At 63.4% G+C, this 14216-nt stretch carries 13 protein-coding genes; 6 read left to right on the top strand and 7 right to left on the bottom strand.

Annotated features, from left to right (window positions below; translation table 11 throughout):
- The first annotated feature begins 12 nt into the window (after positions 1-12).
- Positions 13-684, top strand: coding sequence for a DUF4124 domain-containing protein (locus GLW01_RS00220; protein WP_160897699.1), 672 nt, complete (start codon positions 13-15; stop codon positions 682-684).
- Between the two features lie 68 nt (positions 685-752).
- Here GLW01_RS00220 and GLW01_RS00215 read toward each other — a convergent pair whose 3' ends face one another.
- A complete protein-coding gene (locus tag GLW01_RS00215) occupies positions 753-1175 on the bottom strand; it encodes a hypothetical protein (RefSeq protein ID WP_151441195.1) in 423 nt (140 codons plus the stop codon).
- A 138-nt stretch (positions 1176-1313) separates the two neighbouring features.
- Here GLW01_RS00215 and GLW01_RS00210 point away from each other — a divergent pair, with 138 nt between their 5' ends.
- From GLW01_RS00210 to cobS, 3 genes are all read left to right on the top strand, one after another.
- Positions 1314-1667 carry a fibronectin type III domain-containing protein gene (locus tag GLW01_RS00210; RefSeq protein ID WP_151441194.1) on the top strand — a complete coding sequence of 118 codons (354 nt, stop codon included), beginning with the start codon at positions 1314-1316 and terminating at the stop codon, positions 1665-1667.
- A gap of 12 nt (positions 1668-1679) precedes the next feature.
- The gene (gene polA, locus GLW01_RS00205; protein WP_095616476.1) at positions 1680-4412 is read left to right on the top strand and encodes a DNA polymerase I; all 2733 of its coding nucleotides are present in this window, start codon (positions 1680-1682) and stop codon (positions 4410-4412) included.
- A gap of 113 nt (positions 4413-4525) precedes the next feature.
- Positions 4526-5296 (top strand): adenosylcobinamide-GDP ribazoletransferase, encoded by a 771-nt coding sequence (cobS, locus tag GLW01_RS00200; RefSeq protein ID WP_160897698.1) that lies wholly within the window; start codon positions 4526-4528, stop codon positions 5294-5296.
- Here the strand turns inward: cobS and djlA are convergent, their stop codons facing one another.
- Positions 5297-6061 carry a co-chaperone DjlA gene (gene djlA, locus GLW01_RS00195; protein WP_160897697.1) on the bottom strand — a complete coding sequence of 255 codons (765 nt, stop codon included), beginning with the start codon at positions 6059-6061 and terminating at the stop codon, positions 5297-5299.
- Positions 6062-6214: 153 nt separating this feature from the next.
- Here djlA and GLW01_RS00190 point away from each other — a divergent pair, with 153 nt between their 5' ends.
- The gene (locus GLW01_RS00190) at positions 6215-7132 is read left to right on the top strand and encodes an oxidoreductase (RefSeq protein WP_192497379.1); all 918 of its coding nucleotides are present in this window, start codon (positions 6215-6217) and stop codon (positions 7130-7132) included.
- A 4-nt stretch (positions 7133-7136) separates the two neighbouring features.
- Here the strand turns inward: GLW01_RS00190 and GLW01_RS00185 are convergent, their stop codons facing one another.
- Positions 7137-8870: a bifunctional protein-serine/threonine kinase/phosphatase gene (locus GLW01_RS00185; protein WP_160897696.1), complete on the bottom strand. Its 1734-nt coding sequence runs from the start codon at positions 8868-8870 to the stop codon at positions 7137-7139.
- 67 nt (positions 8871-8937) lie between these two features.
- Positions 8938-9696, bottom strand: coding sequence for a hypothetical protein (locus GLW01_RS00180; protein WP_160897695.1), 759 nt, complete (start codon positions 9694-9696; stop codon positions 8938-8940).
- 405 nt (positions 9697-10101) lie between these two features.
- Between GLW01_RS00180 and GLW01_RS00175 the strand changes: the two genes are divergently transcribed.
- The gene (locus GLW01_RS00175; protein ID WP_160897694.1) at positions 10102-10653 is read left to right on the top strand and encodes a porin family protein; all 552 of its coding nucleotides are present in this window, start codon (positions 10102-10104) and stop codon (positions 10651-10653) included.
- Positions 10654-10690: 37 nt separating this feature from the next.
- Here GLW01_RS00175 and GLW01_RS00170 read toward each other — a convergent pair whose 3' ends face one another.
- Genes GLW01_RS00170 through GLW01_RS00160 form a run of 3 tightly spaced genes read right to left on the bottom strand, consistent with a single transcriptional unit; the run spans position 10691 to position 14174 of the window.
- A complete protein-coding gene (locus GLW01_RS00170; RefSeq protein WP_160897693.1) occupies positions 10691-11749 on the bottom strand; it encodes a beta-N-acetylglucosaminidase domain-containing protein in 1059 nt (352 codons plus the stop codon).
- Between the two features lie 47 nt (positions 11750-11796).
- Positions 11797-12651, bottom strand: coding sequence for a universal stress protein (locus GLW01_RS00165; protein WP_151441252.1), 855 nt, complete (start codon positions 12649-12651; stop codon positions 11797-11799).
- Positions 12652-12683: 32 nt separating this feature from the next.
- Entirely contained in the window at positions 12684-14174 is a 1491-nt protein-coding gene (locus tag GLW01_RS00160; RefSeq protein ID WP_160897692.1) for a SulP family inorganic anion transporter, read from the bottom strand.
- Positions 14175-14216: the final 42 nt, after the last annotated feature.

Genomic DNA, 14216 nt, shown 5'->3' with positions numbered 1-14216 from the left:
AGAGAACCCCCGATGTACCGATGGTTACTGACTGCACTGTGCCTGACCCTGACCGCGCCCGTCTTCGGCGAGATGTACCGGTATGAGACCGACGAGGGCAGGACGGTCATGAGCAACACACTGCCCCGGGAAGCGCTCAAACAGGGTTATGAAGTGCTCAACAAAAGTGGCCGCGTCATCGAGAAGGTCCCGCCACCGCCGACCGAGGAAGAGCTGGCCGAACGCCGTCGGGAACGCGAACGCCAGGAACGGCTCGAAAAGGAACGCGAGGAACAGAAAAAAGAGGACCGGCGGCTGCTGCGCCAGTACAGCTCACCGGATGACGCGGTGCGCGCCCTTCAGCGCAAGCTGCGCGAGCGCTTCGGAACCGTGCGCCTGAAGCTGGCCAACATAAAAAATATCGAAGGGCAGATCGCGAACCTCCAGAAACGTGCCGCCAACCAGGAACGTACCGGCCAGGAGGTTCCGGAATCACTGCGTGAGAAGATGGAAACCCAGCGCGCCGAAAAAACCGCTCTGCTGAACGAGATCCAGCAAGAGATCAGCAGGGCGGAACAGACCCGTGAGGACTACCGGGACAAGATCAAACGCCTTGAGAAGCTGACCGGGAAGAAGCGCAGTTTACCCCTGACCATCCCGGAGGAAGAGACGGCCCGCGAGGAACTGGCCACGATGGGCGACTGACATTCCATAAAAAAACGGGCAGCGGCTCGCGCCACTGCCCGTTCCATTTCAGCCCGAAGGCTGAGGCTTTACGCGGAAGCCTGACTCTCAGTCTGCTTCTTCGCGCCGCCGGTGCTCTTCTTGGCACCGCTGGACTGCTTGCTGGCGCTGGATGCGGACTTCTTCTGGGCGCCGGACTGGGCACTGCTGGCGCTCTTCTGCTCAGCCTGCTTCTCAGCCGGAGCTGCTTCCTTGTCGAAGCGGCCGATCAGGCTGTTGGCATAGTCGCCCAGACGCTGGTTCCACACGCGCAGGGTTTCGTACGCGGTATTGGCGTAGTCGTCGTGCTTGGCGCGCACGGACTTCACACTGTAGCTCTTGGCCTGCTGCTCAACCTTCTCGGCAAGTTCGAAGGGCCGCTCGGCCAGGGTCTTGTGCTGCTTCTCAACAGTGTTGATGCCCTTTTCGATCACGTCCTGTACCTGCTGCTGATAATCGCGGATCTTACTCATGATGAACCTCCTTTGAATGGATCATTCGGCGCGCCTGCGCCCATTGATTACTTCACCATGCACACTACGGGGAATAATTAGAATACACATACTAATGGTGTAAAAAAGCGGGTTGCAGTCGCCGGAAATAACCTCATAATGGCGTCCATGTTCGGATTCCGCCTGAGATTATACGCCCTGATCCCCGTCTTTCTGATTTCAGGGTGCGTGTCCAGCAGCGACGAGGACAACACCGTAACCCTGGGCTGGGAGGCACCGCTTACCCGCGTCGACGGCAGCAAGCTCTACCCCGGGGAAATCGAGGGGTACCGGGTCTATTACCGCCAATCGGGGGACCCCGACTTCGATGTCCAGGTGATTGAGCAAGCCGGCACCACTCAGTGGCAGCCCTCTCAGCTGCCCTCAGGGGAATACCAGTTCGCCGTCTCCACCCTGGACACCTCTGGACTGGAAAGCCCCCGTTCTGAAACACTCCGCGTTACCATACCCTGAAGCGACACCTCCATGATTGAGCTCAGCAAAGACCGCCCTGTCGTCCTAGTGGACGGCTCTTCCTATCTGTTCCGCGCCTTCCATGCCCTGCCGCCACTGACCACCTCCAACGGCCAGCCCACGGGTGCGGTCAAGGGCGTGATCAGCATGATCCGCCGGCTGCAGCAGGATTATCCCGGCTCCCCCATTGCCGTGGTCTTCGACCCCCGCGGCAAAACCTTCCGGCACGAGCTGTACGAGGACTACAAGGCCAACCGCCCGGAAATGCCCGAGGAGCTGGCCGGCCAGATCCAGCCCATCCACGCCATCATCCGCGCCATGGGCCTGCCGCTGCTGATCGAAGAGGGTATGGAGGCGGATGACGTCATCGGCACCCTGGCCAACGAGGCCACGGACAAGGGGGTGGACGTGATCATCTCCACCGGCGACAAGGACATGGCCCAGCTGGTCAGCGACCATGTCTCGCTGATCAACACCATGAATGAGACCACGATGGACCGGGAGGGCGTGATCGAGAAGTTCGGCGTGACCCCGGAGCAGATCGTGGACTACCTGGCACTGGTGGGCGATACCGTGGACAACATCCCCGGCGTAACCAAGTGCGGGCCCAAGACGGCCGTGAAGTGGCTCCAGCAGTACGACAACCTGGACAACCTCATGGCCCATGCGGATGAAGTGGGCGGCAAGATCGGCGAGAACCTGCGCGCGGCCCTTGACCAATTACCCCTGAGCCGGGATCTGGCCCGTATCCGCACGGAGCTGGACCTGGGCTACAGCGTGGAAGCGCTGGATCCTGAACCGGTGGACCGGGATCAACTGCTGGAGCAGTTCCGGGAGATGGAGTTCCGCGGCTGGATCCGGGAACTGGAAAACGGCGGCGGCGAGCAACCGCAATCCGACGCAGGCGAGAATCCGAACACCGCGAACACACCGGCGAGCACGGATTACCACACTGTCCTGGATCAGGAAGCGCTGGATGCCTGGCTGACCACGCTGCGCGATGCGCCGGCGTTCGCCTTCGACACGGAAACCACCAGCCTCAATTACATGGACGCGCGCATCGTGGGCGTTTCCTTTGCCGTCGAGTCCGGTACCGCCGCCTACGTACCCCTGGGGCACAGTTATCTGGGCGCACCGGATCAGCTGGAATGCGACGACGTACTGGAGCAGCTGCGCCCACTGCTGGAGGACCCGGCACGGGTCAAGATCGGCCAGAACCTCAAGTACGACATCAATGTGCTAGCCAACCACGCCATCACCCTGCGCGGCGGCATCGAAGACACCATGCTCCAGTCCTACGTGCTGAACTCATCGGGCTCGCGCCACGACATGGGCACCCTGGCCCAGCGTTACCTGGAGCGCGAGGTCACCAGCTTCGAAAGCATCGCCGGCAAGGGTGCCAAGCAGAAACGTTTCGACGAGATCGAGCTGGAAACCGCCGCCCACTATGCTGCCGAAGACGCGGACATCACCTTCCAGCTGCATGAGACGCTGCGCCCGCGCCTGAAGGACGACCCGTCCCTAGAGTCGGTCTACCACGACATCGAGCTGCCGCTGGTGCCGGTGCTGGCCCACATGGAATACCGCGGCACCCTGGTGGATGCCAACCTTCTGGCCACCCAGAGTGGCGAACTGGCCGAGCGCATGAAGGCCCTGGAGGAGCAGGCCTGGGAGCAGGCCGGCGAGGAGTTCAATCTGGGCTCGCCCCAGCAGCTGCAGAAGATCTTCTATGAGAAGCTGGGCATGCCGGTGCTCAAGAAGACGCCCAAGGGAGCGCCTTCCACGGCCGAGCCGGTGCTCCAGGAACTGGCGGTGGACTACGAACTGCCGCGCGTGATCCTGGAGCACCGCAGCCTGAGCAAGCTCAAGTCCACCTACACGGACCGGCTGCCGGAGGTGATCAACGCACGCACCGGGCGTATCCACACCTCCTACCACCAGGCGGTGACGGCCACCGGGCGGCTCTCGTCCTCGGACCCGAACCTTCAGAACATCCCCATCCGCACCGAGGAGGGCCGGCGCATCCGCCAGGCCTTCGTCGCGCCGGAGGGCTACCGGCTGATCGCGGCGGACTATTCCCAGATCGAGCTGCGCATCATGGCGCACCTGTCCGGCGACCGGGGGCTGCTGAACGCCTTCGCCCATGGTGAGGACATCCACAAGGCCACGGCCTCGGAAGTCTTCGGCGTGGCGCGTCAGGACGTGAGTGACTCCCAGCGCCGGGATGCCAAGGCCATCAACTTCGGGCTCATCTACGGCATGTCGGCCTGGGGGCTGGGGCGCCAGCTGGGCATTCCCCGGGATGAGGCCCAGGGCTACATCGACCGCTATTTCGAGCGTTACCCCGGCGTGCTCGAGTACATGGACCGCATCCGCAAGACGGCCCATGACCAGGGCTATGTGGAGACGCTGTTCGGCCGGCGCCTCTACCTGCCGGAGATCAACAGCCGCAACGGTCAGCTGCGCCAGGGCGCGGAGCGCACGGCCATCAACGCACCCATGCAGGGCACGGCAGCGGACATCATCAAGAAGGCGATGGTGATGGTCGAGAATCGCATCGCGGACTCCGGGTTTGATGCGCGCATGACGATGCAGGTGCACGACGAACTGATCGTGGAGGTCCGGGAGGACCAGGTGTCGCAGTTGGGGTCGTTGCTTGAGGAGCTGATGAGTGGGGCGGCCCAGCTTGAGGTGCCGTTGCTCGTTGAGGCGGGTGTAGGGAAGAACTGGGACGAGGCGCACTGATTCCCGTCAGGGTCTAGATCGATGCACCGCCACTGTAGGAGCCTGCTTGCAGGCGATTCCTGTCTTATCGCGAGCAAGCTCGCTCCTACATGGGAAACAAACCGGGAATCATTATGAAAACCACCTTGCAGCACGAGTGGCAGGCCTTCTGGCTCTGTCTGGGATTCATCAGCCGTATTCCGATGCCGGTGCGGATTGATTATTCGCAGCAGCTGATGAACCAGAGCAGTATGTACTTCCCGCTGGCGGGACTGGTTCTGGGAGCGCTCTGTGCTCTGGGGTACCAGGTGCTGGCGGCGTTCTTTCCGCTGGTGGTAAGTGTCATCGGGGTGGTGATTTTCCACCTCTGGCTGACCGGCGCCTTTCATGAGGATGGGCTGGCGGATGCGGTGGATGCGCTGGGCGGCGGGTTCACGGTGGAGAAACGTCTGACCATCATGAAGGACAGCCGCATCGGGACCTACGGGACGGTGGCGCTGGTCGGGGCGCTGGCACTGAAGGTGGCGCTGCTGGTGGAGCTCGCGCCCCTGCCAATCTGGGTGGTGTTGCTGGTCACGCCGGCGCTGGCGCGCGTGACGCCGTTGTTCCTGATGGCGCTGATGCCCTATGTGACGGACACGGATACGAGCAAGACCAAACCGGTCGCGGATACGTTCCCGTTGCCCCGGCTGACGGTGGCCACGGTGTTCAGCGTGCTGCTGGCCGGGGTGGCTGTCTGCTGGCTGCCGGGATTGATGATGGCTTTCGTGGTCGCCACGGCCCTGGTCGGGCTTCTATGGGGCTGGCAGCTGCACCGGGCGCTGGGAGGTTACACCGGGGATGCGCTCGGCGCGGCCATCGTGCTGACGGAACTGGTGCTGCTGGCCCTTCTCGTGGCGCTGTAATCAGGCCGCCTGTTCGCGCGCTTTCTTGATACGGTCGTACGCGTTGGCGATTTCCTGGGTCTTTTCTTCGGCCATCTCGCGCATGCTATCGGGCATGCCGCGCCCGGCCAGCTTGTCCGGGTGGTTCTCGCTCATCAGCTTGCGATAGGCCTTCTTGAGTTCGGCATCGCTCACCTCCGGGGAAACCCCCAGCACCTTGTAGGCATCCTCCAGGGACTGCTGCTGTTCCGCGGCACCGCCGGCGGCGCCACCGCGCAGCATGGCCTCGAGCTGTTCCACCTGGCTTTCCGACAGTCCCAGCCCACGGGCCACGCGCACCAGCATGTCATGCTCGTTCTCGTGCACTTCCCCGTCCGCGGCAACGGCGGCGACCTGCACCTGCAGGAACATCTGCAGCAGGCCGGACTGGCCACCGCTGCGGCGCAGGAATTCACGCAGCTCGGCATCCAGATCGAAGTCATCGGCCTTACCGCGGTTGAAGGCGGCCTTGGCGGCTTCGCGCTGGCTTTCATTCAGATGGAAGCGCTCAAACAGGGCCTCGGCCACCTGGATCTCGTCCTGGGTGACAACACCATCGGCCTTGCAGACGGCCCCCATCACCGCGAAAACGGATTCCATGAAGCGCGACTGGACCTCACGTACGCGCCGGTACAGCTTCATGCGCCCCCAGTACACCAGGCCGCCACCAATGAGGGCACCGATGAGGGCACCGGGCAGGCCGAAGGCCGAGCCAATCAGGCCGCCAATCAGTATCGCAAGGAACATTCAGTCCATCTCCGTCGTTCGCTGGCAGAATCTCCGCCATGGTAAAGGAATGGCCGACCGGGGGACAGGCGGATAACAGGACCGACATGCCTGGCCCCGGCCTCTGCGCTTGTATAGGCTGATGCGGAAAGGAACCTACAGGAGGGACAATCCATGAGCCGCAACCCCATTCCATGGACGCCCGCGGACATTCCGGATCTCACGGACCGCACGGTGCTGATTACCGGTGCCAACAGTGGGCTCGGACTGGAATCCACGCGCAGGCTGGCCCAACGGGGCGCCCACGTCATCATGGCATGCCGCAACCGGGAGAAGGGGCAGTCAGCCATGGACCACATCCGGGCCCGTGCCCCGGATGTCGACCTCAACCTGATGCAGCTGGACCTGTCAGACCTGTCTTCGATACGGGACTTTGCCCAGCGCATCAACGACCACTACCCGAAGCTGGACATACTGCTCAACAACGCCGGCGTCATGGCGCCGCCCCTGCAGTACACCCGGGATGGCTTCGAGATGCAGTTCGGCACCAATCACCTGGGCCACTTCGCCCTCACCGGCCTTCTCATGGATCGACTGCGGGCGGCGGAGCGCGCTCGCGTGGTGACCGTCAGCAGCCTGGCCCACCGCATTGGCAGCCTCGATTTCGAGAACCTGGATGCCAGCAGGGGCTACCAGCGCTGGCGGTTCTACGGCCAGAGCAAGCTGGCCAACCTGATGTTCGCCCTGGAGTTTGACCGGCGGCTGCGCAGCGCCCGGGACACCATCCAGTCAATCGCTGTACACCCGGGCTACTCAGCGACCAACCTGCAGCGCACCATTCCCGGGCACAGCCTGTTCAACGCGGTGACCGCGCAGTCCCAGGAGAAGGGGGCCTACCCCAGCGTGTTCGCGGCCACCTCACCCCAGGCGGAGCCTGGCCAGTACTATGGCCCCCATGGTTTCCAGGAGCTCTGGGGCATGCCAGCGGAAGCCAATATAAGGCGACTGGCCCGCAACCAGGAAGTCGCCCACAAGCTCTGGTCCGTCTCCGAGGACCTGACCGGTGTCCGCTACGCCGACCTGGAGCGCTGAGCCGTCAGACAAACAGCAACACAAGGAGGGCCACCACCGCGCTCGCGAGGACCAGTGACATGCCCTGCCAGAAGCGCACCGGGTCCCTCTCCACAAGAGGCAGCGGGGCCTGGCTGTAGGCCTCGCGGCCGGGGTGGCGCAGGTTGAAGGTGAATTCCGAAAGGGCCTCGTAGCGCCTGTAGGGATCCGGGTGCAGTGCCTTTCGCAGCACTCCATCCAGCCAGACCGGTAGCTCCGGGTTATAGAGGCGCACCGACTGGTAACGCAGCCGGTGCATGGCAGAACGGCTCCGGGCCTTCGCCACCTCCGTACCGTAGGGCAGCTGGCCGGTCAGCATCTGGTAGGTGATCACCCCCAGGGAATAGATGTCCGAGCGCATCGTACCCTCACCCTCCAGGAAATACTCCGGCGCGGAATAGGCGGCAGTGCCCAGTGGGCCCTCATCGACGGTCACCGGAACCATTTCCAGGACGCCCGGGACCCGGGTCGAGCCGAAATCGATCAGCTTGGCGGTGCCCTCCTGGTCGATCATGACATTGGCCGGGCGCAGATCCCGATGCACCATCTCCAGGCGATGGAAGGCCTGCAGCCCTCTGGCGACCTGTTCCACGATGTCCCGTACGGCCTCGAGTGTCGGCTGCGGGTTGTCGGTCATCCACTGGGCCAGGGTGCGCCCCTCAATGAATTCCATGACGGTGTAGAGATAGTGCCGTTCCTGCTGCGGCGCACGGGCGCCGGCCACATGCGCATGATTGATGCGCTGGGCAATCCACTCCTCCATCAGGAAGTGTTCCACCTGCCCCGGATCATCGCGCATCTCCGTGGCCAGTGTCTTGAGTGCGACCCGTTCGCCGGTCCTTTCCACCACCGCCAGATAGACATGGCTGCGGGCGCTGGCATGGAGCTGGCGCTGCAGGCGATAGCCCTCGAATATCACGGGCGGGTCCAGCACCGGGGGAAACGGCAGTCCGATCAGGTTCTGTACGGCCTCCGCGGGCTGCGCCTGTTCCGGCACCGAATCAATGCGCACCACCTGCACGGTCAGATTGTCATCACTGCCCTCGTCGTAGGCCTGATCGACGATCTGGCAGGCCACCCCATCAAGGTCGCCCCCACCTCCGGCGATCATCCGCGCCATGGCGGCGGGCCTCAGGAATTCATGCACGCCATCGGTCGTGAGCACAAAGACATCACCGGGCTCGATGCGTACACGCTGGTAATCGATCTCCACTCGCTCATCCCCACCCATGGCCCGTGCCAGGTGGCTCTCCTCCGGGGAGACCCGGATGCGGTGATCCTCGGTGAGCTGCTCGAGCGCGCTGCCCTGGAGCCGGTAGATGCGGCTGTCACCGACATGAAAGAGGTGGGCGGAAGTGCCCTTCAGTACCAGGGCACTGAGGGTACAGACGTAGCCGCGATCCATGTCGTAGCGGTACTGGCTGCGGCGGGTCTGGGCGTGAAGCCAGGAGTTGGTGGCGGCAATCACCCGCTGGGCGGCGTTACTGACGGACCAGGCCTCGGGCGTGGCGTAATAGTCCTCGAAAAACCCGGTAACTGCTGCCTGGCTGGCCACCTGGCTGACATCACTGCTGCCGATGCCGTCCGCCAGGGCCACAGCGATCCCCTTGGTCTCCAGTTCCGACCCCTGTGGCCGGCATGCACCGTAAAAATCCTGATTAACGCCTTTGTGCCCCTTTCTGGAACACTGGCCAATGGAGACCGTCAGCCTGGATGCCATGAATGCGGAGCCGCCCTGCCTTGCCGGGTGAATGACCCGGCAGTATATGCAAGTGCGATACCAGCGTTCAGGACGTCTCCAGCCAGCAGCGGTAGAACCAGGCCATCACACCGCCTTCCGAACGCCCGCGTTCGATCTCCTCACGATACTTGGCGACATCCTCACCGGCCGCTGCACGCTCCTGCAGCTGCTGCTGGAGACGCTGGTATTCACCGTCCGTCAGCGGTGGATGTTCCGAGGGCTTCATGTTGACGTAGGCCGCAGGCCCACCACCCAGACTGCACATGAGGTTACTGCCTGGATTGTTCCCAACCTCCTGCTCCTCGGCACCGGTGTCGGTCGCGGGCTCCGCGTCAGAAGCGGATGCAGTCTCAGTCTCCGGCTCCGGCTCCGGCTCCGGCTCGGATGAAGGCTCAGGTGCCGACTCAGGCTCGGGTTCAGGCTGCGGTTCCGGTTCAGGATCGGACGCAGGCTCGGGCTCAGGTGCTGGCTCCGGGTCTGTTGAGGCGTCAGCCATCTGCTCATCATCCGCTGCTCCAGACGCCCCGGCCTCCGTGCTTACGGCTTCCTCTTCGGAAGCGGCTGCCGTCGCCTCTGTCGCGGTGTCCGTATCAGCCCCGGAGGTGGTGCTCTGGCTCTCCTCTGCTGCGGCATCGTCCTGACGATCCGGCTCCGCGGATTCCGATGCCTGCGCAGTCTCCGCCGTGTCCCGCGCTTCCATCTCCTGGGATCCGGTGGTGCGCTCGTCGGAATCCCATTGCCAGTAACCACCAGCGCAGCCCGTCAGGGCCAGCGACGCAATGACCAGTACCACCGTGTGTTTCATGTAAAGCCCCGTCGTATCGGATTATTGTTGGAGGTGACGCGCTATTGATGCATGCAGTAAAGCTCAGTTCTAACACGGACGCCAACAAGCCGGCGTGTCAGTGCGCACAGTTCAAGGCAACCGGCATGGGTTCCGGGGGTTGTTCCAGGCATTACAGGACGCACAGCGCCCTGTCAGACGTTAATTCCCCCTTACCGTCCACAACCGGTCCGCCACCCCGCACAGCGCATGGTACCGCTTCTCCTCCCCGGATTAACCGGGCGCCTGTCCATTACCGCTGCCTGAATGGATTGTATTTTGGACAGCTGACTGCCCCCGGTAGCGTACAAGTCAAACAATGAAAAACAGGAAGACCTGAGGTGAAACAGAGCTCAAACCCAACTCCCGTCATGGAGGAAGCGAGTCATGAAACGCACCCTCAATATCGCAATCATCGGCATCAGCCTGTCGCTCGCCACACCAGTAGCTGTTTCGCAGACCAGTGGTGACCGTGAGATCCGCCCGTACCTGGGTGGCGGCATCGGTTACTACCGGCTGGACGATGAGGATTTTCTGAACGAGAACGACCGCCTCAAGGATGACCACAGTGCCTGGCGGGCCTTTGGCGGTGTCGAATTCGGCCGGATCTTCAGCCTCCAGGCCGGGCACATCGACTTCGGCGAAACCAGCGACGGCAACGCTGACATGGAGGCGGACGGCCAGACCATCTCCGGCATGGTGGCATTGCCGCTGACCGATACATTCGCGCCCTATGCGAAAGTGGGCAACCTCTCCTGGGACCGTGAACGCAGTCTGGGCCCAATCACCAGCAGTGACAGTGGCGATGATCCCTTCTATGGCGCCGGCGTCCGCCTCACCCTGACCGAGCATACGGACCTGCGCCTGCAGTATGAGCGCTTCACCCTTGAGGATACGGATCTGGACATGGCCTCCGCGGCTGTCCAGTACAACTTCTGATCACCACAGCGTCATAGGACGCTGTGGCGGGGCGGCCTCACAGCGAGGGCGCCCCCTCTCCCCTGAACCGGCCGTCCAGCCAGTCCACCACCTCACGCGCAGCAGGATGCTCCCAGCCGGCGTAGATGGCACGCAGATGCTGCTTCTGCACACTGCCCATTGCCAGCCCCGCGTCCTGGAGTGCCGGAAGATCCGCAAACATCTGCGCAGCCAGGGATTCCCCGAGTACCTCGACCATCGCCGTGAGCGAGGATTCCATGTACTGGTAGGCCTCACCCTGGCGATAGCTGTCCGCCAGCGTAAGCGCGGGAATGCAGGCAAGCGTGGGCTGCAAGGCGGGGTTGATGGCGTGAGCGGAACACAGTGGGCCCATCGCGGCCGGGCGGCCGGTAAAGCCCCGCAGGTGCAGGTGATCAACCATGCTGGCGCTGTCGTTCACCGGGTAGTTATCCCACAGGAAGGGGCGGCGCTGGAGCTGTTCCGTCACCCGTTCCAGATGCCCCGGGGACCACTGGCGGGCGCAGATCTCCTCACCCGCCCAGAATACCTCGATGCGGTCATCGAGGGAGGCGCCCAGCGTCTCCAGGTAGCCTTCAGGACGGGTGCCGAAGAGCGCATCCAGCATGGGATCGTCGGAGTAGTAGCTGGGGCAGACAATGATCCGTTCGGCGGCGGAATGCTCACGCACCCAGTGCACCAGCTCCACCTGGCGCGCGGCCAGATCCGGCAGCTCCGCCAGGGCATCGTCAAACTGGATCACCAGATCCTGGACCCCGATCCCATCGAGGGTCTTCAGACGGTGGAGCAGGGCCTGGCGGATGACGTCGTCAAAGGCTTCCAGTGCGCCCAGCGGGCTCAACCCGACCCCGAAGCGGACGCCCTGCTCCCGACAGGCCGAGGCGAATGCTTCCATGTCGGCCCGGGTATCCGCGGGCACGGGCTCAAACCACTGCTCACGCAGCAGGGGATCGCCCTTGGGGGCGTAGAGGTAGAATGAGTAGCCGTAATGGCTCAGCCGTTCCATCACACGCCGGCGTTCCCGCCAGGACCAGAGTGGCCCGTAGAACCCCTCGATGATGCCAAGCGGTGGCTGCATACGCCCTCCCGATGGTTCCGGTTGAAGCACTGACCCGGAGACTGGGCCTATCGGAGCAGCAGCAACGGTATCCGGGTGCGGCGCAGCATATCCGTGGTGGTGCTGCCCACCAGCAGGTGCCGGATGCGGGAATGGCCGTAGGCGCCCATCACCAGCATGTCGATGCCCTGCTCTTCCTGGTAGGCGTGCAGGGTGCCCTCCACTTCGCCCGGACGGATGGCACCCTCGGCATCGTGGCCGGCCCCACGCAGGGTCTCCAGGGCCCAGTCCAGATGGGAGCGGTTGTCGGCAAGGTCCGCGCCCACGATCACCACATGCACCGTCACCCCCTCGAACAGAGGACTCCGGGCCAGCATTTCCACACCCTTGCGCGTGGTTTTGCTGCCGTCAAAGGCGATCATCACCTTCTCGGGGCGGGTGAAAGCCGGCGGTACCATCAGTATGGGGCGATGCAGGGTACGGATGACCCGTTCGAGGTTGGAGCCGAGGTGCTCACTCGCCTGGTCCACGCCCTCGCCCCGCTTACCCAGTACCAGCAGGCGGATCTCACTCTGCAGCTCCTCCAGGGTCTCCACCAGGGTACCGTTGCGCTGGCGGGTGGCGGCCTCGGCCACACCGTCCTCAAGGGCACGCTCCTTCGCCGCCTGCAGCATGAGCCGCCCCTGCTCCTGGGCCACCCGGGCCCGTTCCTCATCAAGGCGTGAAAGCTCTTCCATCAGGTGCTCACGCGCCCCGAGGCTGAGGTTGCCGGAAAGATCCTGCTCCTCGGGGGCGGTATGATTGTCATTCACGTGCAGGAAGGTCAGCGGCACGCCCAGCGCCTGGCTGGCCCAGGCGGCACTGTCGCAGACCGCTTCCGAGAACTGTGAGCCGTCGATGGCGGCCATTACCTGTTCGGTCATGTCATTCCTGTTGTTGTTATCGCCCTGAGTCATCAGTGGCCTCCCATCAGTTTCTCGACCGCAGCCGGATCATCATGCACGGCATAGCGGTCGACGATGGTGGCGCTCGCCTCGTTGAGACCGATCAGCTCCACCGCTGTGCCTTCGCGGCGGAACTTGATCACCACCCGGTCCAGCGCCTCCACGGCGGTGATGTCCCAGAAGTGGGCTCGGGACAGGTCAATGGTGACCCGCTCCACGGTCTCCTTGAAATCGAAGGCGTCCATGAAACGCTCCGATGAGGCAAAGAATACCTGACCCACGACGCGGTAGATACGGTGCTCGCCCTCGTCGGTTTCCTCAGAGCCCACATACAGGATCTGGCCCACTTTATTGGCGAAGAACATCGCCGCGAGCAGCACGCCCACGAAGACACCGATCGCCAGGTTGTGGGTGCCCACGGTCACCGCCACCGTCGCCAGCATCACGATGTTCGTGCTCATGGGGTGTTTCTTCAGGTCACGGATGGATTCCCAGCTGAAGGTGCCGATGGACACCATGATCATCACCGCGACCAGGGCCGCCATGGGGATCTGCGACACCCAGTCCGCCAGAAAGACCACCATGATCAGAAGTGCCACCCCCGCAAACAGGGTGGAAAGGCGGCTGCGGCCGCCGGACTTGATGTTGATCACCGACTGACCAATCATCGCGCAGCCAGCCATGCCACCCAGCAGCCCAGAACCGATGTTGGCAATGCCCTGCCCCCGGCACTCGCGGTTCTTGTCACTCGCGGTATCGGTCAGGTCATCCACAATGGTGGCGGTCATCATCGATTCCAGCAGACCCACCACCGTCAGCATCAGGGCGGTCGGGAAAATGATGGTCAGGGTTTCCAGGTTGAGCGGGATGTCCGGCCACAGGAAGACCGGCAGGCTGTCCGGCAGCTCACCCATGTCACCCACACTGCGGATCTCCATGCCGGTGATCATGTAGACCGCGGTCAGCACCACGATGCACACCAGCGGGGAAGGAATGGTGCGACCAATGCGGGGCAACCACGGGAAGCCGTAGATGATGGCCAGACCCGCCGCCGTCATGGCGTAGACGTGCCAGGTGACGTCCGTGAGCTCCGGCAGCTGGGCCATGAAGATCAGTATCGCCAGAGCGTTGACGAAGCCGGTCACCACCGAGCGCGAGACAAAGCGCATCAGGTCGGCGAGCTTGAGATAACCGGCGACAATCTGAAGCACACCGGTGAGCAGAGTGGCCGCCAGAAGGTACTCCAGCCCGTGCTCTTTCACCAGCGTGACCATCAGCAGGGCCATGGCCCCGGTGGCCGCCGAGATCATCCCGGGGCGCCCGCCCGTGAAGGCGATCACCACACAGATGGCAAAGGAGGCGTAGAGCCCCACCTTGGGATCCACACCAGCAATGATGGAGAAGGCAATCGCCTCGGGAATCAACGCGAGGGCCACGACGATGCCCGACAGTGCATCGCCCTTGAGGTTGGAAAACCAACCCCGCTTTATTTTTTCGTACATGGTACAGCCTGATCCTGGGAAGGGAACGGAGGGGGCTGAGCC

Origin of the sequence: Vreelandella halophila (assembly GCF_009856365.1) — a bacterium.
GTDB classification, from domain to species: domain Bacteria; phylum Pseudomonadota; class Gammaproteobacteria; order Pseudomonadales; family Oleiphilaceae; genus Halospina; species Halospina utahensis_B.
This window is presented reverse-complemented; position numbering and strand designations above follow the sequence as displayed.